Raw genomic sequence first — 20,135 nt, 5'->3', positions numbered from 1 at the left:
GGCCCGTGAGACAGTGTCTCACGGGCCTTTTTTGTTACTGGTAGCGGTTACCGTTCACCACGACATAGCCAGGCCAGGGCCATTTGCGGCCTGTGCCATGATGCGTCCAGTCCACACCCTGACGACGCAGGCTGTCGTAATAGTAGCGGCCTTGGACCTCAACCTGATCGCCCTTGCTGACCCAGGGCCATTGCGGTGCATTCATCTGGTCCAGATCGGAAACGATCCGAATGGAGACCCCCTGCCCGACCAACAGATAGAAATAGCCGTGCCAGCCGCTGCGGGTGCGTTTTGCTCTGGGGGAGACCGCCAGAACCTGTCCACACAGATGCTCGGGCAGGTCGATGCCGGTCGGGCCGCTCTGTTCCAACCCCTGCTGATCGGCGAGGAAACGCGCATTGTCACACTGTGCTGGCATGTCATGCGTGCTGTGGGGTACAGTATTCTGACCGAAAAAGCCCTGAGCGGATGCGGCTAATGGCGCGCATAGCAGTGCCACAGCCAACGTGGAGAGCAGACGGGATGTCATGAAGGGGATTTCTCCTGTCGGGGCGGCCCTGTCTGTTGCTCTGCCGCCGGAAGGTCCGGACCGGACACAAAAAAGCCCGCCCCGGTGAGGGAACGGGCCTTTCTGCTGGTCCGCGATAACGAATCAGGGGGCTTCGCTGGCGCCTTCACCGGCGGCAGGCTCAGCCTTGGCAGCTTCGCTCACAGCCGGACGTGCCGGTGCGCCATCCGTGATCATTTCGAGCTGGCCCGTGATCTGACCACCATCTTCAACCTGAAGGCGGCGGCACTTCACCTTGCCAATAAGGCGACCGGTCGCACGGATCGTGAGGCTGCCATTGACGGTCAGGGTGCCGTCGATCGTGCCAGCCAGTTCCGCGTCTTCAACCTCAACGCCCCCCCGGAATACGCCGCCATGCGTGACCTGAAGCTCGGCAGCATGGATCATGCTGGACTCGACCGTGCCTTCAACAACGAGGCGCTCGGCGTCCTGCACAGAGCCCTGAACGCTGATGCCACGGCCGACAACAAGCGTACGACGCTCCGGGCCGGTCTGGCGCGGTGCGCCCGGAACGGCGGCCACACCGGGGCGCGGTGCCCCTGCCGGCGTTACGCCCGTCGGAGAATTGGAAGACGGCGGTGCCGGGAAAGGGGTACGACCCATGGGCGCGGGGTCCTTCTGCTGGTTGGGCTGCTGGGCAGGTGTGGGACTGGAGGGCGATCCGGATCCTGACGCGGGAGCCGTCTGGCTGGGAGCGTCCGGCCGGTTGGGGAAAATGGGCTGACCTGCAAGTTTGCCGTTCTCGACAGGCTTGGAGTCATCTTCCGGTTTGCGTCTTCTGAACAAGGAAACCCCGCTGCGGATCTGGAAAAGAACACTCTATTCTGTCTCGGACGTCTCCCGAACGATCCGTTGCGAGAACTGGACGCTCGCAGACAGACCATTCGGGAGCCGGTCTTTCGACAAGGCTACACGCTCACGACCCGGCGGGACAAGACGCGCATTTCCATAAATGTGACGAAATCTCACGGATGAAAACGGCGTCGGGGTAACCGGGAGTTGGCGTGAACCCAGAGGGCACCTATGATCGTGTTGATTTAATGGCGCAGCCTGCCCGTTAAATGTTTTTTTCTGAAGTTTTCAGCGACCTGACCGGAGTTCCAATGTCTGCACCCCAGCATGACCTTCTGTGTATCGGCAATGCCATCGTCGACGTTCTCGCCCCTGTGGGCCAGGACCTGATCGACGGGCTTGGCGCTGCTGCCGGGAGCATGACCCTGATCGACGCTGCCACGGCGCACGCCATCGAAAGCCGCGTGGATATCGAAAACGTGACAGGCGGCGGCTCTGGCGCCAACACGGCCGTCGTGGCGGCCCGTATGGGTGCAAAAGTGGCCTATCTCGGCAAGGTCACAGCTGATGAAGCCGGCGACCATTTCACGCGCGACATCCGCGAACAGGGCATCACCTTCCCGTCCGAGCCGCTTCCGGCTGCCGATGGCACGCCAACCGCGCGCTGCATCGTTCTGGTGACGCCCGAAGGCCAGCGCACGATGTTCACCTATCTCGGCGCCTGCACGGAGTTCACGCCCGAGGACGTGCATGAGTCCGTCGTGGCGGATGCGGCCATCACCTACCTGGAAGGCTATCTCTACGACAAGCCGCAGGCTCAGGAAGCATTCGAACACGCAGCCCGTCTGGCCCGCAAGGCTGGCCGCCAGGTCGCCCTGACGCTATCCGACACGTTCTGTGTGGAACGCCACCGCGCGGCCTTCCACGAGCTTGTGGCGGGCCATGTGGACATCCTGTTCGCCAACGAGGCCGAACTTCTGGCCCTGTACGAAGTTACGGATTTCGAAGAAGCCGTCACGCAGGTTGCCGCTGAAACCAAGCTGGCCGTCATCACGCGCAGCGAAAAAGGTGCGGTCGTGATCGGTGAAGGCGAGCGCCATGACGTTCCGACGACCGAAGTGAAGGTCGTGGACACCACGGGCGCTGGCGATGCGTTCGCAGCAGGCTTCCTCGCCGGGCTGAGCAAGAAGCACGACCTCATCACCTGCGCGAAGCTGGGCAATCAGGCGGCCGGTGAGATCATCACCCGTTACGGTGCCCGCCCGACCGAAACGTTCACGCTTAAAGCTTGAGGCGTGTCGCTGGGCCGGTCTTACAGATCGGCCCAGCCAATGCGGGTGACCCCAGACCGGTCGAATGCCTCCCGCACCGCCGGGTCCAGAAGCGCGGCCAGTTCGCCCTCCTGCTCATAACCCGGCATGAAGCGCTTCATCATGACGTCCTGAGACGTGGCGGGGTGAAAATAGATTTCGCTCGTGCCCACTGGCAGACGTGGAATGAGGCCGCGGATATGGTCCGGCGTCATATGGCCTGACCAGCGCAGCCCGAAACACCAGTCATTGGTTTTTAGCCCCGCTTTGCGGATCTGGTGACGCAGTACGCCGATCCAGTGACGCAGGGCGCGGTCTCCCAACGTGTCGTTGGCTTCGACAGGCTCCGGCGGCTCAAATGGCGAGCGCACCGCCCGCACTCCATACGCCAGACCGGACTCGATCAGAAAGCGCCCGACCGTCGGATGCAGATGCATGTGTTTGTGGGCATTGGCATGATCGAGCGTCAGTCCGCTCGCGGCAAAGGCGCGAAACTGGGCCGCGATTTCCCGACGCAGGGCGCTCCGGACCTGCGGACTGAAGAAATACTCCACACCCAGACGAAGCTGGTTCTGCCCGAACCATCCCTGTTCGTCCGTAATGGCAGGCAGATCGAGCACGGACTTGCCCTCAATCGCCACGACATGCAGCCCGACTTTCAGATCCGGCATCGTCTTCGCTCGCCGGATGGCATCCTCGGCGGCATCTCCGGCAACCATCAGACTGGCTGTAGACAGGATGCCGCTGCGATGAGCCTGTTCGATAGCCTCGTTGACTTCGAGGCTCATGCCGAAATCATCGGCAGAGACGATGGCGCGGCGCAGGGAACTGGATGTCATGGCGGACCTCACAAAAAAGGGGCCATGACATGCGCCATGACCCCTGAAAAATAATACGTCAGGCGCGCCGCTCAGGCGGCGTGACGGTCCTTGAGGAACTGGAAGAACTCCACACCTTCGCGCAGACGACGCTTCATCATCTGCGGGCTGCGGATCATCTCGTTGACGATGGAGGCGATCTTGGAGCCGCGGAAGTAGAACTTGCGGTAGAACTCCTCGACGCTCTCGAAGATTTCCGTATGCGACAGATGCGGATAATGCAGCGGTGCAATCTGCACGCCACTCTCATCAATCAGTTCGGCTTCCGCCTCGTTCAGCCAGCCATTTTCCGTCGCCTGCTTGTGCAGGAACGTGCCGGGATATGGCGCGGCCAGGGACACCTGCAGCGTATGCGGGTTAATCTCTTTAGCGAACTGGATCGTCTCCTGAATGGTCTCCTTCGTCTCGCCCGGCAGGCCGACGATGAAGGTTCCGTGGATCTTGATGCCCAGCTTGTGGCAGTTGCGCGTGAATTCCTTGGCCGTTTCGACCAGCATGCCCTTCTTGATGTTGTGAAGGATCTGCTGGTTGCCGCTCTCATACCCGACGAGCAGCAGACGCAGGCCGTTTTCCTTGAGAATCTTCAGGGTGTCGTAAGGAACATTCGCCTTGGCGTTGCAGGACCATGTGACACCGAGCTTACCCATTTCGCGGGCAATGGCTTCGGCGCGCGGCAGATCGTCCGTGAAGGTGTCATCATCGAACATGAATTCCTGCACTTCGGGGAAGTACTGCTTGGCCAGCCGCACTTCGGCAGCCACATGCTCGGGGCTGCGGGTCCGGTAACGATGGCCGCCCACCGTCTGCGGCCACAGGCAGAACGTGCAGCGCGACTTGCAGCCACGGCCCGTATAGATCGAGATGTAGGGGTGCTTCAGATAGCCGATGAAGTAGTCGTTGATGTTGAGGTCACGCTTGTAAACCTCGGTCACGAACGGCAGGCTGTCCATGTCTTCGATCATCGCGCGATCCTTGTTCGCGACGATCTCACCCTTCTCGTTGCGCCAGGTGATGCCATCCACTTCCGCAAGTGGCTTGCCTTCGGCGATTTCCTTGATGGTGAAATCGAACTCGTTGCGCGCCACGAAGTCGATCGGGCTGCCTTTCTCCATGCTCTCGGTCGGCTGGACGGCCACCTTCGCGCCGACCATGCCGATCATGATCTTCGGATTGGCATCCTTGATCATCTGCGCCACGCGGACGTCAGAAGCGAAGGACGGCGTGGACGTATGGATGACGACGAGGTCGCGGTTCTTTACGTCTTCGAGGATGGGGTCCATGCCCATCTTGGCGGGAGGAGCATCAATCAGACGCGATCCGGGAACAAGAGCGGCGGGCTGGGCCAGCCATGTCGGAAACCAGAAGGACTTGATTTCGCGCTTTGCCTGGTAGCGGGAGCCCGCGCCACCGTCAAAGCCGTCGAAGGAAGGAGGCTGGAGAAAAAGGGTTCTCATCATGATCGGACACTCCTTTGGGTGGCGCCGGCCTGGAGCGAGGGGGCGCAGGACACGGAATTACGTTTTCTTCGGGCGATATGGACCGTTCTGCCCCGCCATGCAACGCGCGATCCGCGCGCACTGCCCACCATGATGGCAGCAGACAGCCAGTCACGGATGACCAGAAGCGGGATGACGCTGGGGAGCGGACAGTCCGTGGCACGGTCCATGATGCGGCTTCCGATGGCACGGAGCAGCCATGTCAGAAGCAGCAGGAGCCATGTCCACCAGGCATTCGGACGGAACAGCACGGCCGTCACAGCCCAGAATAAGGGAAGCTGAATGGATGACAGACCATAGCCGACCGGCGCGACATTTTTGACGGTCCGCCCCCAGCGCAGCTCATGCGCCAGCAGCTCGCCGAGCGAATGTTCGCCCACAGTCGTGTGGGTCAGGGTCGGGGCGATGGCGATATTGTCGCCCCGACCCCGGATGAGTTGACCCAACTCGGCATCATCCGCCACATGATCAACCAGCGCCTCAAGACCACCGATCTCTTCAAGGGTCTGACGCCGCAGGGCCATGGTCGCGCCCAGACAGTCCTGACGCCCCAGAAAACGGGACATCATGACGCCGGGCAGGAAATTATGATTAATCTGACACGCACCGAGTTGCTGTACGAGCGTCCCGGCAGCAGGACGGCCAGAATACAGGGTCGTCACCAGACCGGTTCCCTGCTCTTCCAGACTCGTCACAACATGACGTAGATAATTGGGACTGGCGTGAATATCCGAGTCGGAGATCACGATAATGTCATGGCGGGCCTCCCCGTACATGTTCATCAGATTCCCGACCTTGCGGTTCGGACCATATTCGCGCGGATCAATCACTACACTGACCGGAACCTGCGGATAGCGTAATCGAAGGCGTTCAATAACGGCCAGAGCAGTGTCCTGCGCGTCCTGTACGCCAAAGACGATCTGAAAGTCGGAATAGTCCTGTGTGAAGACGCTTTCCAGCGCATCCTCCAGCAGCGGCTCGTTGCCGTGCAGAGGCTTCATGACCGTGACGGCGGGCCATGTCCGCTCGAACAGGCGCAGCGCGTCATCCGCGCGGCGCTCCGTGCGACGGAACCGGGCGAGCAGGAGGGCGCCCGTCAGCGCCTGTAGGTTTCCAGCGGCAGAAACAAGGGCACAGACGCTGGCTGCAATGGTAAGAGGTAAGGGCACGACGGTGTTCTAGCCTTCCCAAACGCTTTTGGGAAAGACTGCCATCGCGAAACCGGGCTCAGTCATGCAGGAAATGGGCTGTCTTGTCGTCCAGATGATCGGCCAGACCATTGGCACCGCCCTGGCTCAGGGCACCCCCGAAATCGGAACGCTGCGCGGCGACCTGACTGATATGCGCGTTCAGAAGAACGTCCGTAATCCGCCAGCCCGACGCTCCATTCGTCATGATGTAGTCGATGGGCACGGCTTCTGCGCCATCTGTCCCGCCGATCGTCGTATCAACAATCACACCTCCGGTCGGATTGGGGCGCGTCTGTGGAGAGACGGTAAATGCGGCCTGCGCCTGAGGCTTAAACGATGCGGCATAGTGCGCGATCGTGAACTGACGGAACGATCCCAGAAGGCGCGTGCGATCCGAAGGGCTCAGACTGTTATAACGTACACCGACTGAGCGACGAAGAATCGCTTCAAGATCAAACGCATGATCCACGGCAGGAGCAATCATCGTTGCGCGCTGCTGGGCGGTTTTTCCGGTTTTCTGGGCAACCTTCAGCGCGTCATAGAGAGCTGTGACAGGCGCCACGGCAGCAGCGGAATCCGCCGGCATAACCACCTCTGCCGCATCGGCCAGCGCTGCCGGAGAGAGCGACGTCAACGCAACAGGCCCTGTCAGAAGGCAGGCAGACAGAAGAGACAGAGTCACTTTCGGGGAAAAACGGCAAATCATGGTCGTACTTTCGTCCTGGTAGACAATTCCGGGCATAGAGATCAGGTTCATGACACAATGTATCAAGTTCCCTGTATCAAGTTCTGGCATCCATAAAGCCATCTGTGCTCGATTAGCCACAGGGGCGGTACGAAATATGCCGTCTGACATTGAGGCGAACACGACAATGGGTCTATAGGCAGTCAATCTAACGCCCGATGGTCCTTCACGTTTTCCGGTTTTCAAAACCGGGGCAGAAAAGGGGGCCACGGGCCATCCACGATGTGCAAGGCCCCGGGCGCCCTGATGGACGCACCTTCCGGAGGCTAGAACCAGAGGATTATAATGGCCGTTCCTTTGATGCAGGCTGTCCGAGTCGGACGGTACGTTGTCAAGCAGCACCTCACGGGCCGCAAGCGATATCCGCTGGTCCTGATGCTCGAACCGCTGTTCCGTTGCAATCTGGCCTGCGCCGGTTGCGGCAAGATCGACTATCCGGCGCAGATCCTGAACCAGCGTCTCAGCCTTCAGGAATGTCTGGATGCCGACACGGAAGCCGGTGCTCCTGTCATTGCAATCGCCGGTGGTGAACCCCTCCTGCACAAGGAAATGCCCCAGATCGTCAAAGGTTTGATCGGGCGCAAAAAATACGTCTACCTGTGCACGAACGGGCTGCTGCTTGAAAAGAAGCTCGACGATTACGAACCCTCCCCGTTCTTCTCCTGGGACGTGCATCTTGACGGCGATCAGGTGATGCATGACGCCTCGGTGTGTCAGGACGGCGTGTATGACCGTGCCGTAGCGGCCATCCGCCTTGCAAAATCCCGTGGCTTCCGCGTCTCGATCAACTGCACCGTCTTCGATGGAGTCGTCCCCGAACGTCTCGCAGCCTTCTTCGATGAAGTCATGGCCCTGGGCGTTGACGGCATCATGACGGCTCCGGGCTATGCCTACGAGCGCGCACCGGATCAGGAGCACTTCCTGAACCGCCAGAAGACAAAGCAGCTTTTCCGCGACGTATTCCGCCTTGGAAAAGGCAAGAAATGGCGCTTCACGCAGTCCCCGCTGTTCCTGAACTTCCTGGCAGGCAATGAAAACTATCACTGCACGCCTTGGGGCAAGCCGCTGCGTACGGTCTTTGGTTGGCAGCGTCCGTGCTATCTGCTCGGCGAAGGTTATGCCAAGACCTTCAAGGAGCTGATGGAAGATACGGCCTGGGAGCAGTACGGCACAGGCGCATATGAGAAATGCGCCGACTGCATGGTGCATTCCGGTTACGAATCCACAGCCGTCATGGACGCTGTCGCACGCCCCTGGCACATCGCGAAGGTCGCCCTGTTCGGCCCCGAGACCGAAAAGCCGATGGTTCCGGAAATCTCGCTCGCCAACCAGCGTCCTGCCGAATACGGCTATGAAGCGCAGGTCCAGCAGCAGATGGAACGCATTTCCACAGGCGCCAAGCCCGCTCGTGGCCCGCGTGTCCGTGTCAACGGCCGCCCGGCTGCCAATACAGTTTCAGAAGCTGCCGACGCAGCAGACTGAAAACGGATTTGTTTAATCCGCACGAAAAAACCGGCTCCCTGTGAGCCGGTTTTTTTATGGACAAGCCTGGCGTCTACACTCACCAAATGAATGGCATGGCATCCGTCAGTCGTCCTGTTATGATTGGCCATTCATTATTCCGGCCGGACCATGCTGACCCCTATTCTTGTTATCTGCCTGCTCATTTTCCTCAATGCCGTGTTTGCCATGGGAGAAATGGCTCTCATTTCGGCGAAACGGCCACGGCTTGAGGTTCTGGCCAAGCAGGGAGTCCGGGGCGCAACAACTGCAATCCGTCTGGCGGAAGATCCGCACAGTTTCCTGCCGACCGTTCAGGTCGGCATGACGCTGGTGTCCATTCTTGAAGGTACGTTTGGCGGCAGCCAGATGGAGAGTACCGTCACGCCCTGGATTGCGGATATTCCCTCACTGCGCCCGATTGCCAGCGAAATCTCGATGGTTCTCGTTGTCGCAATCATCACCTTTGCCATGCTGGTTTTCGGTGAACTGATTCCCAAACAGATTGCCCTGCAACAACCGGAAGCCATTGCTTCACGTCTGGCCTGGCTTCTGGTTGGCGTCGCGCGGATAGCACAACCGATCGTCTGGCTGCTGAGCGGCACATCCTCTTTGGTGCTCCGGGCGCTCCGGATCGGACCTCTGACGCGCGCTGCCGTGACGGAAGAGGAACTGAAGGCTGTCCTCGCCGAAGGTGCACGGGCGGGCGTACTAGAAACCGACGAACAGGCCATGATCGAGCGCCTTCTGCGTCTGGCAGACCGACCGGTGAGAGCCATCATGACGCCGCGCAATGAACTCTTCTGGATTGACAGACATGCGGATCAGGAAACACTGGTTCGCAAACTACGCCAGACTTCCTACGCCCGGATTGTGGTCTGTGAAGGCGATGTCGATCATCCGGTCGGCGTCATTCTTGCCAAGGACATCATGGACCGGCTGCTGCTGAAACTTCCGGTTTCCATTGATGCGGTCCTGCGTGAGCCTCCCGTTATTCCGGATAGCCTCAGCGCCCAGGACATGATCGAGCGTATGCGCGGGGTCAATCTCGGAATTACGTTCGTTCTGGACGAATACGGTTCGTTCGAAGGCATCGTCACACCGTCGGACGTTCTGGAGGCAATCGTTGGCGAAGAAAAAACGGAGTCCTCTTCGTCTGAACTGCAGGCCGCCGAAGGCGAAGACGATTATATTTTTGAAGGTTTTATGCCTGCGGATGAACTACGCTCGCGGCTCAACCTGCCGGAACTCCCCGGCGCCGGAGGGTACCATACCCTTGGCGGTGTCATGCTGGCGCTTCTCAGGCGTGTTCCTGCACGTGGAGACAAGGTCGCGTTTGGCGGATGGCTATTCGAGGTTCTGGAAATGGACCGCCGGCGCGTCGGAAAGGTCAAGGTCAGTAGACAGATTCTTGCCGAGGACTGACCAGACGGTTTCAGGCCCTGCTTGTGAAAAAGGCCTGCCTTTCACTGATCGGGGCGTAAGCTCCCTGATTGCCGTAGTTCTGGGGCAAACTTGTCGCTGGAGTTGAGGTCAAAAGTTCAATCACACGCTTCTGTGCCGTAATTGCCCTTTGCAGAAGTTCACCATTGCGATTGCCCAGTTCTGTCATCTGTTCCAGTAAATCTCGATAAGGCAACGCCGACGACTCCAGTCGCTCTTCACTGTCTTCATCATCCGGACAGCAGGGACAAAAATCCTTTTTTCGATCATTGGCTACCGCGACTTCTTGCTCTAGCGTTCTGGCGGCATTCTGCTTGTCGGGCAGGAGCGCCAACGCATCCGGGATACGCGCTTCTTCCAAGGCAGAATTTTCCTCTTCCAGAATGGCGATCAGCCGCTGCATGGCGGGAATAATGGAGGCGCTCATTTCTGCTCCTGCATGGCCAGCATCTGGCGATCAATCGCATCCGTCATGCCGATACCACCATTGTTTTCCATCTGTTTGGCAATCTGCTCCACCAGCATGGGCCGGAACTGCTTTTCTCCGGCTCCGCCGCTGAACATATTGTCACTGTCGTCTTCCGTAGCGAACATGGGCTGAAGCATTTGGTTAATAGCCATGGATTCGAAATCCTGGGCAGACTTGAGGGTTTTAGCCGGGTCTGCCTTCTGCCCATGTAACGGAAATCCGGATGATATTGTGCTGCTGGTCGAGGATATGGTCATCAACGCATCTCCAGTTCTGCCTGCAGGGCACCATCTGCCTTGATGGCCTGCAAAATGCTGATCATGTCTCTTGGCCCCACACCCAGGGCATTCAGGCCCGCAACAAGCTCCCTGAGCGTTGTTCCGCCAGGCACAACAGCCAGATGTTGGTTCTTGCCCGTATCCACCTTGACGTTTGTGCGAGGTACAATGGCTGTCTGGCCATTGGAAAAGGGGCCGGGTTGAGAGACCTGAGGAGTTTCGGTCACTTGTACGGTCAGATTTCCCTGTGCCACGGCAACCGTGCTGATCCGGACATCCGCTCCCATTATGATGGTTCCGCTGGCTTCATCGACCACCACCTTGGCAGGCGTATCGGGCGTCACCAGCAGATCACCGATTCGCGAAAGCGTAGGAACAGGATCATGGCTGCTCAGATCCAGCAGGACCGTACGCGGATCCTGAACATTCGCAATTGGCCCAAAGGTCCGGTTAATGATCGCCACGATCCGACTCGCGGTCGTGAAATCAGGATTGCGCAGGCTCAGATGCAGATTGGCGCGATGACTGAGGTCGAAAGGAACCTCCCGTTCGACAATACCGCCATTCGCAATATGTCCGCTCGTTGGCACATTACGGGTGATGGATGCAGCCGCACCGCGCGCTGAAAAAGCGTTTGTCGCTAACGATCCCTGAGCCACGGCATAAACCTCACCATCAGCCGCCATCAGGGGCGTGACCAGCAGCGTACCTCCTGTAAGAGAAGATGCATCGCCCGCAGCAGACACCGTTACGTCAATTCGGTTTCCACCATGCGCAAAAGCCGGGAGATCTGCTGTCACCATGACTGCGGCAACGTCATGTGTCTGAAGCTGGGTTTCCTGATCCCGAATGTTGACGCCTAGCCGATTCAGCATCGAAATCAGCGTTTCGCGCGTAAAAATCGTATTGGTGAGTCGGTCGCCGGTACCATTCAGTCCCACGACAAGACCGTAACCGATCAACTGGTTGCTCCGCACGCCTTCCATATCCGTGATGTCCTTGATGCGGACACTGGCTGCCAGAGCGAAACCTGGCAGGAGAAGCAATCCAACATAGACGAACGCGGTAAGCCGCTGCATCAGGAGGCGGAAAGATGACGGAGATCGCAGAATAAAACGCATGGGTGACAGGGGGTATCCTGATGCCTGCTAGACAGGTCTGGGGGTCTCAGGTGTTGAGGATGGCCTTACAGGGTAAAGAAACCCCTAACGGAGACGCAGATTTCCGCGCTTTCCGAGAGACAGGCAAAGCATCTTCGGGGTTGGCGGATGCGCCTTGGGTAGTTATAAGCCGCGCGTTATCGCCTGCGCCTGTTAGAAGCGGACGTCGGCGGATCAGCCAGGGATTGGATGCGCATGATTACGCTGCCGCCGGATTATAGGCCTTCCGACAACGAAGAGTTCATGAACCCGCTTCAGGTCGAGTACTTCAGGCAGAAACTTCTGCGCTGGCGTGTCGATCTTCTGAAAGAAGCCGATGGAACACTTGCGAGTCTCTCGGAAGGGGGAATACATGAATCCGACATTACCGACCGCGCCAGCGTCGAGACGGATCGGGCGTTCGAACTTCGGACCCGTGACCGGGCACGCAAACTGATCACCAAGATCAATATGGCGCTCGAACGTATCGAGGATGGAAGCTACGGGTTCTGCGAAGAGACCGGAGAACCGATCGGCCTGAAACGGCTCGAAGCCCGCCCGATCGCCACAATGTCCATCGACGCTCAGGAGCGTCATGAGCGGATGGAAAAAGTCCACCGCGACGATTAAGGCTTGCGCTTGGCGCGCTGACCCGTTACGAAGCGCGCCAAGGCAACGGTATGCTGCTGTAGCTCAGTGGTAGAGCACTCCCTTGGTAAGGGAGAGGTCGACAGTTCAATCCTGTCCAGCAGCACCAGCAAAACGGCCAAAAAATCAGCATAACTGAATTATTTTTCTGGACCAGACGGACCAGAAAACCCATCAAGACCAGCCAGCGCATTGGCGGCTTGACGAAGCCAGTCAGGACTGTGATGGCCATAAACACGTTCGATCATTTCGACACTGTTCCCTAAAAACTTGGCGACCATCTCGAACGGAACGCCGTTCATTACCATCCATGTGGCGCATGTATGCCGAAGCGTGTGCGGAGTAACATCTGCCAATCCTGCACTTTCCGTTGCGTCCCGGAAAGCATGTCGGACTGACTTCACCGGCTTGCCATAGAACTCGATAACCCAATCCGAGGTTCTGATTTGTGCGGCCGCGCTCAATGCGTCTCGCAGCTGCGGCACCATCGGCACGATCGAGCGACGCTTGTTCCCCTCCCCCGCCCCAAAATGAATAATACCTGTCGCGAGATCGACGCGGCTCCATTCCAGTTCGAGAATCGCTCCTGTTCTAGCGCCCGTATAAAGGCCGATCAGAACAAACAGGTGGACGTGTGGCGCTTTAATATGTGCGAGCAGACGTTTGGCTTCATCGCGGGTCAACCATCTTTCGCGTGATGCAGGAGCTGGGGGAGCCTCTATCTGTGGGGCTTCCGAGATCCATTTTTCAGACACGGCCCACTTCAAGGCCGCGCGCAACGTGACGATCTCTCGGATGATCGTACCATTCGATAGCGGCTTCCGGGTCTTCCAGCTTGGACTTCGGGCGCCCTGTGCACGGCGCTGCTCGGCATACTTTCGGCAGACCTGCCTAGTTAAGTGTTCTGGCTTCAAATCCCCCAGATGCACATTCAAAGCGGCGCAGGCATATTCAATGCTCGCGATGCTTTTGACGCGAGGCCTGCGGTCTTTAATGTAACCAGCCAGAACATCTCTCACCAACGGCTGCGCAGGTGGCAAGGGTGAATCCACCCCTGCCAGAAACTGCCTTAATGCACGCTTGGCTTCTTCGCGGTCTGCCGTCCCGAGAGAAACGCGCTTCTTCTGTTTCCCGTCCCACCATTGGACATAGAAGCGGCCGTTCCGTTCGGCGAGACTGTAGGATGGGCTGTCTGATCTTGGGCGTGCCAATGCATTTTCTCGTATTTTGCGACTTCGTCAGGATGAATGCGTTTGGAGGCGCCGATGCTGATAGCAGCCAACTTCCCCAACCGAATCAGATTATGAACAGACTGTTTCGAGACGTCCCATCGCTCCGCGACAGTGGTTACGCGAAGTAGTTTTACTGGCAAAAGCGCCTCGCACGTCCCATTCCACGCCTTTGGTGGAATCATTCCACCTCGATCGGGCTCGCGCACAGTTCTGGTCAAACCAGTCCAAGCGCTCCGTATCCGTCCGCTTGCTCATGCTTCACCTGCACAATCACGAGAATTAAAACTGCGGGTTGCGGCGCCCCAATCTTCCATAAGGCGTTTCCCCGCTTCACGAGAGATTATCTCGATGTATCGACATGCCTGCTCAGGTGATTGGCAGTGAGCAAATCCTTCGATGGCCAGCAGGCGCGCTATTGTTTCAGCCCGGTCTTCGAATGACATCATGCCGATTGCAGCGGCCATGGCTTTGATGGCTTTGTCTGTTTGCTCGCTCATGCTGGCTCTCCTGCGGGTTCAGCGGTCTGGCTCATCGGTAGTGCCCCATATCATCGCGGTCGGGATTGAAGTCGTCATGATCGTTCGTGAGCCAGCGCCACAGGTCACGAATTGAGCGCGCCGCGAACAGGATCGGACGGAATAGATTGGTCATCACCATGTGTTCCTCTGGGCTACATCTTCGAGGGTTTCGTCGCGGGTGGCGTATGGCTTGGTGAAGAAGCGCCAGAGCTTCTTGAGGCAGTTCTTCATTCCTCGGACATCCTCTTACGGATGATTCCTTGGAAGTTCTTTGCGGCAGTTAAAGCCATGGTGTCATTGACAGCCTCTGGAATGCCTGGAACTAGCAGCTGACCGGCATCATAAGAATGACGAGCCACTGCGCTTACTGCCGCCCGAAGTTTTCTGCCGGGGCCTTTCGCGATCGGAAGTGCGCCTCTTGGCGTAGATCTGCCGAACTCAATTAGTCCGGTCCTCCAGCAATAAGACTGCATTACGATAAGTCCTCCGTGAATGAGCTGAAGGACGTGGGGTGCCACTCGGCGTTCGCCTCCACGATCCTGGCGCGCAGATCTTCAAGTTTTGCGCGTCTGACATGCTTCTCTGGTCCAACATCTGCGGGCGTGAGTTCCAGAAGCGTGTGCCTGGGAACGTGTGCCAGGACGTCCTCAGTCGCCATGTTCGGCAGATAGGTGTCGGCATTGACGATCGCGCCGATCAGTTCACCGACCTGATAGGACTCAGCCGGTCGGCCAGCGCTTGTGCGCTTGTATGGAGGAATGATCTGCGTGAGGCGCTGGATCGTCTCGATCGCGATGTCCTCGACGTCGACCTGCTCCATGCGACGAAACCCGCCGTCACCATCCCGGCCCGTGATGCGATCCAGTATGACCTTGTAGTCATATTTTCCGCCGATCAGCAGGACCACCAGAGAGATCATGATCTCTTCAGTCGTCCGAGGCCCCTCCAGCAATGCTGTATCAAGGGCGTGCTTCATCTTCCGGGCCAGAACGTCCTGACCGGCCTTTGTGATCAGGATCTTGCTCATGATGCGGCCTTTCGGGCTGCGTTCTGCCTGACGCGCTCCAGAAGAGCGCTGCCGAACACGGTCATGTCGACCAGGATTTCGCCTGCCATGTTCGGACTGCCGACAGATGCGACCAGCCGACCGGAAAAGAAGATGTCCTGCGGACAGAGCGTGTCCCGCGATCGTGTCCTGGCGACCTTTTCAGCATCTGAATAGGCCGTGCAATCCACGCGGTCTTTGCTGCTCGGATGCGTCCCGGTGACACAGACGGTGAAGAAAGGATAAGGCCTTCCGCCGCGATTAGGTGCGAGTTTTCTGGTGTTATTCATTATGCGCGCCCCTGAGCGGGAGGGACAACAGCTCGCAGAACGTCGACCATTTTCCAGCACCAGTCATGCAGGCGGGCGCGATCGATTTCTTCGATTGTCGATGTCGTCACTGGACGGCAGTCGAGCGTCTTTTCAGGGATATCCGGCACGGGATCGCGGATCAGATTGGACGCAAGAAGTTCGTCCAACTGCTCGCCAATGCGGAAAGCATTTTCAGACCAGATCCGGGCATCGTCGTAGTCGCGATAACCGTCACAGATGCCAGCCTGATTATGGCAGCCCTGCATGTTGACGAAGAGTTCGCGTGCCTTGGCGTGAACACGCGGATTGATCTCAGTGAGGAGCTGTTCAAAGCCACTCCGTGTCTGCGGGGCGGGTCTGTCAAACAGTGCTGGGCGCGTACCAGGACGGCCTGTGTGGGCTTGAATGTGCGACACGGAAACTCTCCATCGCGGGTGGCGGTGGAGAGTTTAATCCAACAAAACGTTGGATATGTAAACAACAAAATGTTGGCTTGATTTTTTTTCTGTTTGATCTAACGCCTAAAGGGACCGCCATTCCTCTCTAGAGGTGAGGTCTCGGGAATTCAGGATGTCATCCTTTTCTTGTGTGCTTAAAGTGCTTCCAGGAACGTAATTGGCAAAATGGTAAGCGGGGATATTTAAGAATTCGGAGTGAACAGTTTCTGGATTTATTTTGTGGAAACAGCATAGTTGGCCGAAAATAGCCCACATAAAACAGATAGACGCTTCTTCTGTAAGTTCAGATGTGATGTTATCATATCCGTTGAATTGAATACTTTTTGGAAATTTACTTTCGGGCAATTCTTTAACAGCGTCCCATAACCCGACGCGGAGAATGTTCAAATCTGGATTAAATACCGCGCCATAATCATAAGTATTTTTCATAATTTTATGCCTTATCAATATCGCCAGCGATTAATCCATTAAGATTAACTCCTGTAACCGTATGGATCTCCACCAAGACACTAAGTGGCGGTTCGCGAGTACCTCGCTCATAAGTGGAATAGCGCTCAGCCTCGAGGCCAAGAAGCTCCGCAAATTCTTTACGAGTGATATTAGGTCGTCCGACGCTTCTTCCATACGCTTCGCGAAGCATCGTCAATCGTGCCGAAAAGGCCGATCGCACACTAGAGGCGGACAATTTTGACGATGTGCTCATTTCGCGATCTTGGCGCGAAATGCAGATAAGGGCACGCAACATTATGTCCTTGTCATATCCAACGTTTTGTTGGATCATAATCTCATGAACGCAATCAATTCATGGCTGGCCTTGGATACAGCTCACCCAGCGCGGTTAGCGGAAGGAATGGATGTATCTCGAGAGGCCGTAAGGCTTTGGGGGGCGGGAAAGCGCAACGTTGCTTTGCGCAATGTGTCGCGTATGTGCTGCATCACAGGCTTGTCTCCGTATGAGATCCGCCCTGATGTATTCGGCATTAACAGTAATAGCGACGATACATCGAAAAATGCTCCAAAATTAGCGGCGGCATATATTTGTGCCTCCAGTAAATAGGAGAACGCGACATGAAAAATATTCATTTATTCACTCGTAAACCAGTATTATTATCTTGTCATCCGGATATTGTCCGGGAGTGTAAAGTATGAATACTGTCGCTTCAATCAAAACAGCCACGCAGGCCGCAATCAATCGCATTGGCAGTATTGATGCTGCCGCTTCGGTGGTTCGCGTCGGCCGTTCGCAGCTCTCGGAATATCAGAGCCGGAACTATCCAGCTGTCGTGCCGGTGGATGTCGCGATCGTCCTAGACGAATTTGCCCAGGAGCCATTGATCCTGTCTGCGATGGCTCATGCGGAAGGCTATTCGATCACGACGCTGCACTTGGGGCATGGCGATGTCGCAGAAATCATGGAGGGCGTGTCGCTCAAGGCTGGACTGACAATGGCCACGACGATCCGCGTTCTGGCGGATGGTATCGTGACGCCCGAAGAAGCGGCCGAACTGTCCCGTGATCTGGCGAACCTGCAACGGGTTGTGACGCACGCGCTGCATATCGTCCGGGCCAAAGAAACCGGGGGAACACGCTGATGGCGCGCCCATCCCTCGACTATGACCGGATTGTGCCTGCTGTTCGGCGACTTCATGCCGCTGGATCGTCTGTTCGGGCGATCGCAGTGAAGGTCGGCATTTCGCCCCGTAGTGTTTCGTCTTTAATCAACCGACTGGATCTGCCGCGCCGTCGTGCCGTAAGCGCTCCGCGCAGCAGCAAGCGGCGCCCTCTTCCGGCTGGTGCTTGTCTGGAGATCGGGAATGCCTGAGATGCTCGATCCTTTCCAGTTTTTGTCAGAATTGAATAAAGATATAGCGGCGGCGGGTGGTCAGAGCCGCTTTGCAGAGCAGCGTGGCGTCTCGCATACGACCGTCTCGCACGTTCGCCATTCGCGCCGCGATCCCTCGAAAGAGTTTCTGGCAGCGATCGGGTTTGATCGTTTTCCGCGATATCGTCCGCTTCGTGGTGGCATTCACGCGCCGCTGCTCACAAGCATGCAGTTTTTTACGGAAGTGAATAATCAGATCCGCCAGGCAGGTGGTCTGACGTCCTTCTGCACCCGCCATCGCCTGCCGATTGGCAGCGTCTCCAATTACCTGAACGACAATCGTCGCGCCTCGGATGCCCTGCTCCAGGCGGTGGGATATGCGCGTCTGACGCGCTTCCGGCGACGTGTTGTCGGGAGTGTTTCCGCGTGAGTATTCATAAACCCGTTGATCCCGGCCTGTTCGGTGGCGCTTTGCGCTCGGTACCGCAGAACCTTGGGTGTGAGCATGGTTTGCTGGGTTCGGTTCTGGTCGACTCAAAGAAAACACTGGAAGCCGTGGAAGAGATCCTGCGGCCTGAACATTTCTCGGATCCGGTGAACGCCCAGATCTATGAGAAGGCTCTCCTCATGTACAATGAGGCGCGCAAGGTCGATATCCTGACGATCATCCGGCATTTCGAGCATCCGGATGAACTGGTCTGGGGCAAACTGAACCCCCGGGAATATCTCGCCAAGCTGATGAATGCCTATGTCAGCCCGCTGGTCGCACTGGATTATGCCCGTGAGATCCGCGACGCTGCGATGCGTCGTGAGTTAATGACGCTGTGTCAGCAGACATCAGATCTGTGCAGTCGGCCGGAAGATCAGCGCGCGGAAGATATTGTCGAAGGGCATGAATCAGCACTGCTGCACATTGCCATGGGCATGTCTGATAGTCAGCCGAACGTCACGTTCCATGAGGCTCTGTGCAATGCCCTGATCTCGGCCCGTGAAGCCGTGGAACGCGGCTCGGCGCTGGCCGGTCTGTCCTGGGGATATCGCTCGCTCGATCGGCTAACCAATGGTCTGGTCGGCGGCAATATGTATGTGATCGGGGCACGTCCAGCGATGGGCAAGACGTCGATCGGCCTCGGGATCGCATTGCGCGTCGCATCAGCTGGTCTGCGCTGCCTGTTCTGGTCAGGTGAAATGACGGCCGAACAGGTCGGCGCGCGTGGTGGCGCTGCCAAATCCAGCCTGAACCTACGTTCTGTTTTTTCGGGTCGCCGTTGGGACGTGCCGGAAGAAGCCGCAACCGGTCAGCAGCCAGAGCTGGAAGGCTGGCAATGGAATGCGCTTCAGGGTGCCTGTGACGAAGCGCAGAAGCTGCCACTGGAAATCGATACCCGTGGTGGACTGACGGTCGCGCAGCTCCGGTCCCGCGCGCGTCGCATGAAGCGCTCCAGGCGCGGTTTGAACGCGATCGTTCTGGATTACGTCCAGCTGATGCGTGGCTCGCCCCGCGTCCGTGGCCGCATGCGCTATGAGGAAATGACGGAAATCAGCAATGAGCTGAAGATCCTCGCCAAGGAACTGGATGTTCCCGTCATCGTCCTGGCCCAGCTGAACCGTGAATCGGAAAAGCGGGAGAACAAGCGCCCCGCCATGTCCGATCTGCGCGATACAGGCGCGCTGGAGCAGGACGCGGACGTCATCGCCCTGATCCATCGCGAGCATTACTACATCCAGAAAGAGGCATCGTCAGGCAGTCTCGTTAAACGGGACAAGGAAACCCACGACGCCTTCAATGTGCGCTGTCAGGAGTTTCAGGAACGCCTCGATGCCGCGCGCGGCAAAGGAGACGTGTTCGTCGTGAAAAACCGGCACGGACCTGAAGGCCGCTGCCGTATGCTGTTCGACAATGAGACGACGTGGTTCCGCGATGCGGGCGAAGACATGCGCAGCCCGGCATGGGGTGCGGGTCTGGAGTTCGCCTGATGTCGCGCCGCGAGCGTCCGGGAAAGCACGCGCGGGCCGTCATGTCCGATCGACGCTGGCAGCCCCTGTCGCTTGCGGCGCGTGCCATCTGGCTGGGCCTGACGGATGTCGGTGACGTTGTGCCGAGCATCCGCGCGCCTGGGCGTGCAGGTGCCACGTCGGACGACATCGCCCGCTATCTGGCGGCGGATGCCGGAGCGGTTCGCGATGCTCTGCCCTCACTCGTCCAGTGTGGCGTGCTTGAGCCGGTCGGATCCGGATACCGGCTCGCATCCTATTAGGTTTTCTAGGTTTTCAATCCCGCCGTGCTGGCGGG

Annotated in this window: 26 protein-coding genes, 1 tRNA gene and 1 pseudogene; 10 read left to right on the top strand and 18 right to left on the bottom strand. The window is 57.9% G+C overall.

Going from position 1 to position 20,135, the window contains the following annotated elements; all coding sequences use genetic code 11:
* Nucleotides 1-34: 34 nt before the first annotated feature.
* Together JK176_RS11995 and JK176_RS11990 are read right to left on the bottom strand one after the other, a co-directional pair.
* A complete protein-coding gene (locus tag JK176_RS11995; RefSeq protein ID WP_211588053.1) occupies nt 35-529 on the bottom strand; it encodes a DUF3465 domain-containing protein in 495 nt (164 codons plus the stop codon).
* A gap of 123 nt (nt 530-652) precedes the next feature.
* A complete protein-coding gene (locus tag JK176_RS11990) occupies nt 653-1,354 on the bottom strand; it encodes a polymer-forming cytoskeletal protein (protein ID WP_249194482.1) in 702 nt (233 codons plus the stop codon).
* A 317-nt stretch (nt 1,355-1,671) separates the two neighbouring features.
* Between JK176_RS11990 and JK176_RS11985 the strand changes: the two genes are divergently transcribed.
* Nucleotides 1,672-2,652 carry an adenosine kinase gene (locus JK176_RS11985; RefSeq protein ID WP_211588052.1) on the top strand — a complete coding sequence of 327 codons (981 nt, stop codon included), beginning with the start codon at nt 1,672-1,674 and terminating at the stop codon, nt 2,650-2,652.
* Between the two features lie 20 nt (nt 2,653-2,672).
* Here the strand turns inward: JK176_RS11985 and hpnK are convergent, their stop codons facing one another.
* From hpnK to JK176_RS11965, 4 genes are all read right to left on the bottom strand, one after another.
* Nucleotides 2,673-3,509, bottom strand: coding sequence for a hopanoid biosynthesis-associated protein HpnK (gene hpnK / locus JK176_RS11980; RefSeq protein ID WP_211588051.1), 837 nt, complete (start codon nt 3,507-3,509; stop codon nt 2,673-2,675).
* A gap of 71 nt (nt 3,510-3,580) precedes the next feature.
* Nucleotides 3,581-5,005: a hopanoid biosynthesis associated radical SAM protein HpnJ gene (hpnJ, locus tag JK176_RS11975; protein WP_194267594.1), complete on the bottom strand. Its 1,425-nt coding sequence runs from the start codon at nt 5,003-5,005 to the stop codon at nt 3,581-3,583.
* Entirely contained in the window at nt 5,002-6,213 is a 1,212-nt protein-coding gene (gene hpnI, locus JK176_RS11970; protein ID WP_211588050.1) for a bacteriohopanetetrol glucosamine biosynthesis glycosyltransferase HpnI, read from the bottom strand. The genes hpnJ and hpnI overlap by 4 nt, the downstream gene beginning before the upstream one ends.
* A 58-nt stretch (nt 6,214-6,271) precedes the next feature.
* Nucleotides 6,272-6,991: an ABC transporter substrate-binding protein gene (locus JK176_RS11965; RefSeq protein WP_249194481.1), complete on the bottom strand. Its 720-nt coding sequence runs from the start codon at nt 6,989-6,991 to the stop codon at nt 6,272-6,274.
* A gap of 273 nt (nt 6,992-7,264) precedes the next feature.
* On the opposite strand from JK176_RS11965, the gene hpnH reads away from it, so the two are divergent.
* Nucleotides 7,265-8,461: an adenosyl-hopene transferase HpnH gene (hpnH, locus tag JK176_RS11960; protein ID WP_099286250.1), complete on the top strand. Its 1,197-nt coding sequence runs from the start codon at nt 7,265-7,267 to the stop codon at nt 8,459-8,461.
* Nucleotides 8,462-8,611: 150 nt separating this feature from the next.
* Entirely contained in the window at nt 8,612-9,904 is a 1,293-nt protein-coding gene (locus JK176_RS11955) for a hemolysin family protein (protein ID WP_211588049.1), read from the top strand.
* A gap of 10 nt (nt 9,905-9,914) precedes the next feature.
* On the opposite strand, the gene JK176_RS11950 is transcribed toward JK176_RS11955, so the two are convergent.
* From JK176_RS11950 to JK176_RS11940, 3 genes are all read right to left on the bottom strand, one after another.
* Complete coding sequence (locus JK176_RS11950; RefSeq protein ID WP_211588048.1) at nt 9,915-10,349, bottom strand: flagellar protein FlgN; 435 nt, start codon at nt 10,347-10,349, stop codon at nt 9,915-9,917.
* Nucleotides 10,346-10,543 (bottom strand): rod-binding protein, encoded by a 198-nt coding sequence (locus tag JK176_RS11945; RefSeq protein ID WP_228125379.1) that lies wholly within the window; start codon nt 10,541-10,543, stop codon nt 10,346-10,348. Before JK176_RS11945 ends, JK176_RS11950 begins: the two co-directional genes overlap by 4 nt.
* 104 nt (nt 10,544-10,647) lie before the next feature.
* The gene (locus JK176_RS11940) at nt 10,648-11,748 is read right to left on the bottom strand and encodes a flagellar basal body P-ring protein FlgI (RefSeq protein ID WP_211588107.1); all 1,101 of its coding nucleotides are present in this window, start codon (nt 11,746-11,748) and stop codon (nt 10,648-10,650) included.
* A 276-nt stretch (nt 11,749-12,024) separates the two neighbouring features.
* On the opposite strand from JK176_RS11940, the gene dksA reads away from it, so the two are divergent.
* Together dksA and JK176_RS11930 are read left to right on the top strand one after the other, a co-directional pair.
* Nucleotides 12,025-12,438 (top strand): RNA polymerase-binding protein DksA, encoded by a 414-nt coding sequence (gene dksA / locus JK176_RS11935; RefSeq protein ID WP_099286346.1) that lies wholly within the window; start codon nt 12,025-12,027, stop codon nt 12,436-12,438.
* Between the two features lie 52 nt (nt 12,439-12,490).
* A tRNA-Thr gene (locus JK176_RS11930) sits at nt 12,491-12,565 on the top strand.
* Nucleotides 12,566-12,596: 31 nt separating this feature from the next.
* On the opposite strand, the gene JK176_RS11925 is transcribed toward JK176_RS11930, so the two are convergent.
* The 9 genes and pseudogenes from JK176_RS11925 to JK176_RS15220 form a co-directional block, all read right to left on the bottom strand.
* Nucleotides 12,597-13,667 carry a site-specific integrase gene (locus tag JK176_RS11925; protein ID WP_211588047.1) on the bottom strand — a complete coding sequence of 357 codons (1,071 nt, stop codon included), beginning with the start codon at nt 13,665-13,667 and terminating at the stop codon, nt 12,597-12,599.
* Nucleotides 13,668-13,690: 23 nt separating this feature from the next.
* Nucleotides 13,691-13,870, bottom strand: a pseudogene (locus JK176_RS15225) (helix-turn-helix domain-containing protein); the annotation flags it as partial.
* A gap of 69 nt (nt 13,871-13,939) precedes the next feature.
* Nucleotides 13,940-14,185 (bottom strand): hypothetical protein, encoded by a 246-nt coding sequence (locus JK176_RS11920; protein WP_211588046.1) that lies wholly within the window; start codon nt 14,183-14,185, stop codon nt 13,940-13,942.
* Between the two features lie 31 nt (nt 14,186-14,216).
* Nucleotides 14,217-14,339, bottom strand: a complete 123-nt coding sequence (locus tag JK176_RS15135; protein WP_283091981.1) for a hypothetical protein — start codon at nt 14,337-14,339, stop codon at nt 14,217-14,219.
* Nucleotides 14,340-14,678: 339 nt separating this feature from the next.
* The gene (locus JK176_RS11915; protein WP_211588045.1) at nt 14,679-15,233 is read right to left on the bottom strand and encodes a hypothetical protein; all 555 of its coding nucleotides are present in this window, start codon (nt 15,231-15,233) and stop codon (nt 14,679-14,681) included.
* Entirely contained in the window at nt 15,230-15,541 is a 312-nt protein-coding gene (locus tag JK176_RS11910) for a hypothetical protein (protein ID WP_228125688.1), read from the bottom strand. The genes JK176_RS11915 and JK176_RS11910 overlap by 4 nt, the downstream gene beginning before the upstream one ends.
* A complete protein-coding gene (locus JK176_RS11905; RefSeq protein ID WP_211588044.1) occupies nt 15,541-15,978 on the bottom strand; it encodes a hypothetical protein in 438 nt (145 codons plus the stop codon). The genes JK176_RS11910 and JK176_RS11905 overlap by 1 nt, the downstream gene beginning before the upstream one ends.
* 105 nt (nt 15,979-16,083) lie before the next feature.
* On the bottom strand, nt 16,084-16,449 hold the full coding sequence (locus JK176_RS11900) for a hypothetical protein (RefSeq protein WP_211588043.1): 366 nt from the start codon (nt 16,447-16,449) through the stop codon (nt 16,084-16,086).
* A gap of 4 nt (nt 16,450-16,453) precedes the next feature.
* Nucleotides 16,454-16,723 carry a helix-turn-helix domain-containing protein gene (locus tag JK176_RS15220; protein ID WP_408874192.1) on the bottom strand — a complete coding sequence of 90 codons (270 nt, stop codon included), beginning with the start codon at nt 16,721-16,723 and terminating at the stop codon, nt 16,454-16,456.
* Between the two features lie 442 nt (nt 16,724-17,165).
* On the opposite strand from JK176_RS15220, the gene JK176_RS11890 reads away from it, so the two are divergent.
* From JK176_RS11890 to JK176_RS11870, 5 genes are read left to right on the top strand one after another with little or no spacing between them, the layout of a single operon-like run.
* Complete coding sequence (locus JK176_RS11890) at nt 17,166-17,612, top strand: hypothetical protein (protein WP_211588041.1); 447 nt, start codon at nt 17,166-17,168, stop codon at nt 17,610-17,612.
* On the top strand, nt 17,612-17,842 hold the full coding sequence (locus JK176_RS11885) for a hypothetical protein (protein WP_211588040.1): 231 nt from the start codon (nt 17,612-17,614) through the stop codon (nt 17,840-17,842). Before JK176_RS11890 ends, JK176_RS11885 begins: the two co-directional genes overlap by 1 nt.
* Nucleotides 17,835-18,272 (top strand): hypothetical protein, encoded by a 438-nt coding sequence (locus tag JK176_RS11880; RefSeq protein ID WP_211588039.1) that lies wholly within the window; start codon nt 17,835-17,837, stop codon nt 18,270-18,272. The genes JK176_RS11885 and JK176_RS11880 overlap by 8 nt, the downstream gene beginning before the upstream one ends.
* A complete protein-coding gene (locus JK176_RS11875; RefSeq protein WP_211588038.1) occupies nt 18,269-19,819 on the top strand; it encodes a DnaB-like helicase C-terminal domain-containing protein in 1,551 nt (516 codons plus the stop codon). Before JK176_RS11880 ends, JK176_RS11875 begins: the two co-directional genes overlap by 4 nt.
* Entirely contained in the window at nt 19,819-20,100 is a 282-nt protein-coding gene (locus tag JK176_RS11870; protein WP_249194480.1) for a hypothetical protein, read from the top strand. The genes JK176_RS11875 and JK176_RS11870 overlap by 1 nt, the downstream gene beginning before the upstream one ends.
* Nucleotides 20,101-20,135 lie beyond the last annotated feature (35 nt).

The organism is Gluconobacter sp. Dm-73 (assembly GCF_018256215.1).
Classification (GTDB): Bacteria; Pseudomonadota; Alphaproteobacteria; order Acetobacterales; family Acetobacteraceae; genus Gluconobacter; species Gluconobacter cadivus.
This window is presented reverse-complemented; position numbering and strand designations above follow the sequence as displayed.

What these genes read in the sequence shown, in the direction of transcription:
- hpnH (WP_099286250.1), top strand. Translation starts at nt 7,265, where the DNA reads ATGGCCGTTCCTTTGATGCAGGCTGTCCGAGTCGGACGGTACGTTGTC.
- JK176_RS11885 (WP_211588040.1), top strand. Translation starts at nt 17,612, where the DNA reads ATGGCGCGCCCATCCCTCGACTATGACCGGATTGTGCCTGCTGTTCGG.
- JK176_RS11995 (WP_211588053.1), bottom strand. Translation starts at nt 529, where the DNA reads ATGACATCCCGTCTGCTCTCCACGTTGGCTGTGGCACTGCTATGCGCG.
- JK176_RS11890 (WP_211588041.1), top strand. Translation starts at nt 17,166, where the DNA reads ATGAATACTGTCGCTTCAATCAAAACAGCCACGCAGGCCGCAATCAAT.
- JK176_RS11880 (WP_211588039.1), top strand. Translation starts at nt 17,835, where the DNA reads ATGCCTGAGATGCTCGATCCTTTCCAGTTTTTGTCAGAATTGAATAAA.
- JK176_RS11985 (WP_211588052.1), top strand. Translation starts at nt 1,672, where the DNA reads ATGTCTGCACCCCAGCATGACCTTCTGTGTATCGGCAATGCCATCGTC.
- hpnK (WP_211588051.1), bottom strand. Translation starts at nt 3,509, where the DNA reads ATGACATCCAGTTCCCTGCGCCGCGCCATCGTCTCTGCCGATGATTTC.
- JK176_RS11920 (WP_211588046.1), bottom strand. Translation starts at nt 14,185, where the DNA reads ATGAGCGAGCAAACAGACAAAGCCATCAAAGCCATGGCCGCTGCAATC.
- JK176_RS11910 (WP_228125688.1), bottom strand. Translation starts at nt 15,541, where the DNA reads ATGAATAACACCAGAAAACTCGCACCTAATCGCGGCGGAAGGCCTTAT.
- JK176_RS11870 (WP_249194480.1), top strand. Translation starts at nt 19,819, where the DNA reads ATGTCGCGCCGCGAGCGTCCGGGAAAGCACGCGCGGGCCGTCATGTCC.
- JK176_RS15220 (WP_408874192.1), bottom strand. Translation starts at nt 16,723, where the DNA reads ATGAGCACATCGTCAAAATTGTCCGCCTCTAGTGTGCGATCGGCCTTT.
- JK176_RS15135 (WP_283091981.1), bottom strand. Translation starts at nt 14,339, where the DNA reads ATGACCAATCTATTCCGTCCGATCCTGTTCGCGGCGCGCTCAATTCGT.
- JK176_RS11955 (WP_211588049.1), top strand. Translation starts at nt 8,612, where the DNA reads ATGCTGACCCCTATTCTTGTTATCTGCCTGCTCATTTTCCTCAATGCC.
- JK176_RS11915 (WP_211588045.1), bottom strand. Translation starts at nt 15,233, where the DNA reads ATGAGCAAGATCCTGATCACAAAGGCCGGTCAGGACGTTCTGGCCCGG.
- dksA (WP_099286346.1), top strand. Translation starts at nt 12,025, where the DNA reads ATGATTACGCTGCCGCCGGATTATAGGCCTTCCGACAACGAAGAGTTC.
- JK176_RS11950 (WP_211588048.1), bottom strand. Translation starts at nt 10,349, where the DNA reads ATGAGCGCCTCCATTATTCCCGCCATGCAGCGGCTGATCGCCATTCTG.
- hpnJ (WP_194267594.1), bottom strand. Translation starts at nt 5,005, where the DNA reads ATGATGAGAACCCTTTTTCTCCAGCCTCCTTCCTTCGACGGCTTTGAC.
- JK176_RS11900 (WP_211588043.1), bottom strand. Translation starts at nt 16,449, where the DNA reads ATGAAAAATACTTATGATTATGGCGCGGTATTTAATCCAGATTTGAAC.
- JK176_RS11965 (WP_249194481.1), bottom strand. Translation starts at nt 6,991, where the DNA reads ATGAACCTGATCTCTATGCCCGGAATTGTCTACCAGGACGAAAGTACG.
- JK176_RS11940 (WP_211588107.1), bottom strand. Translation starts at nt 11,748, where the DNA reads ATGCAGCGGCTTACCGCGTTCGTCTATGTTGGATTGCTTCTCCTGCCA.
- JK176_RS11945 (WP_228125379.1), bottom strand. Translation starts at nt 10,543, where the DNA reads ATGGCTATTAACCAAATGCTTCAGCCCATGTTCGCTACGGAAGACGAC.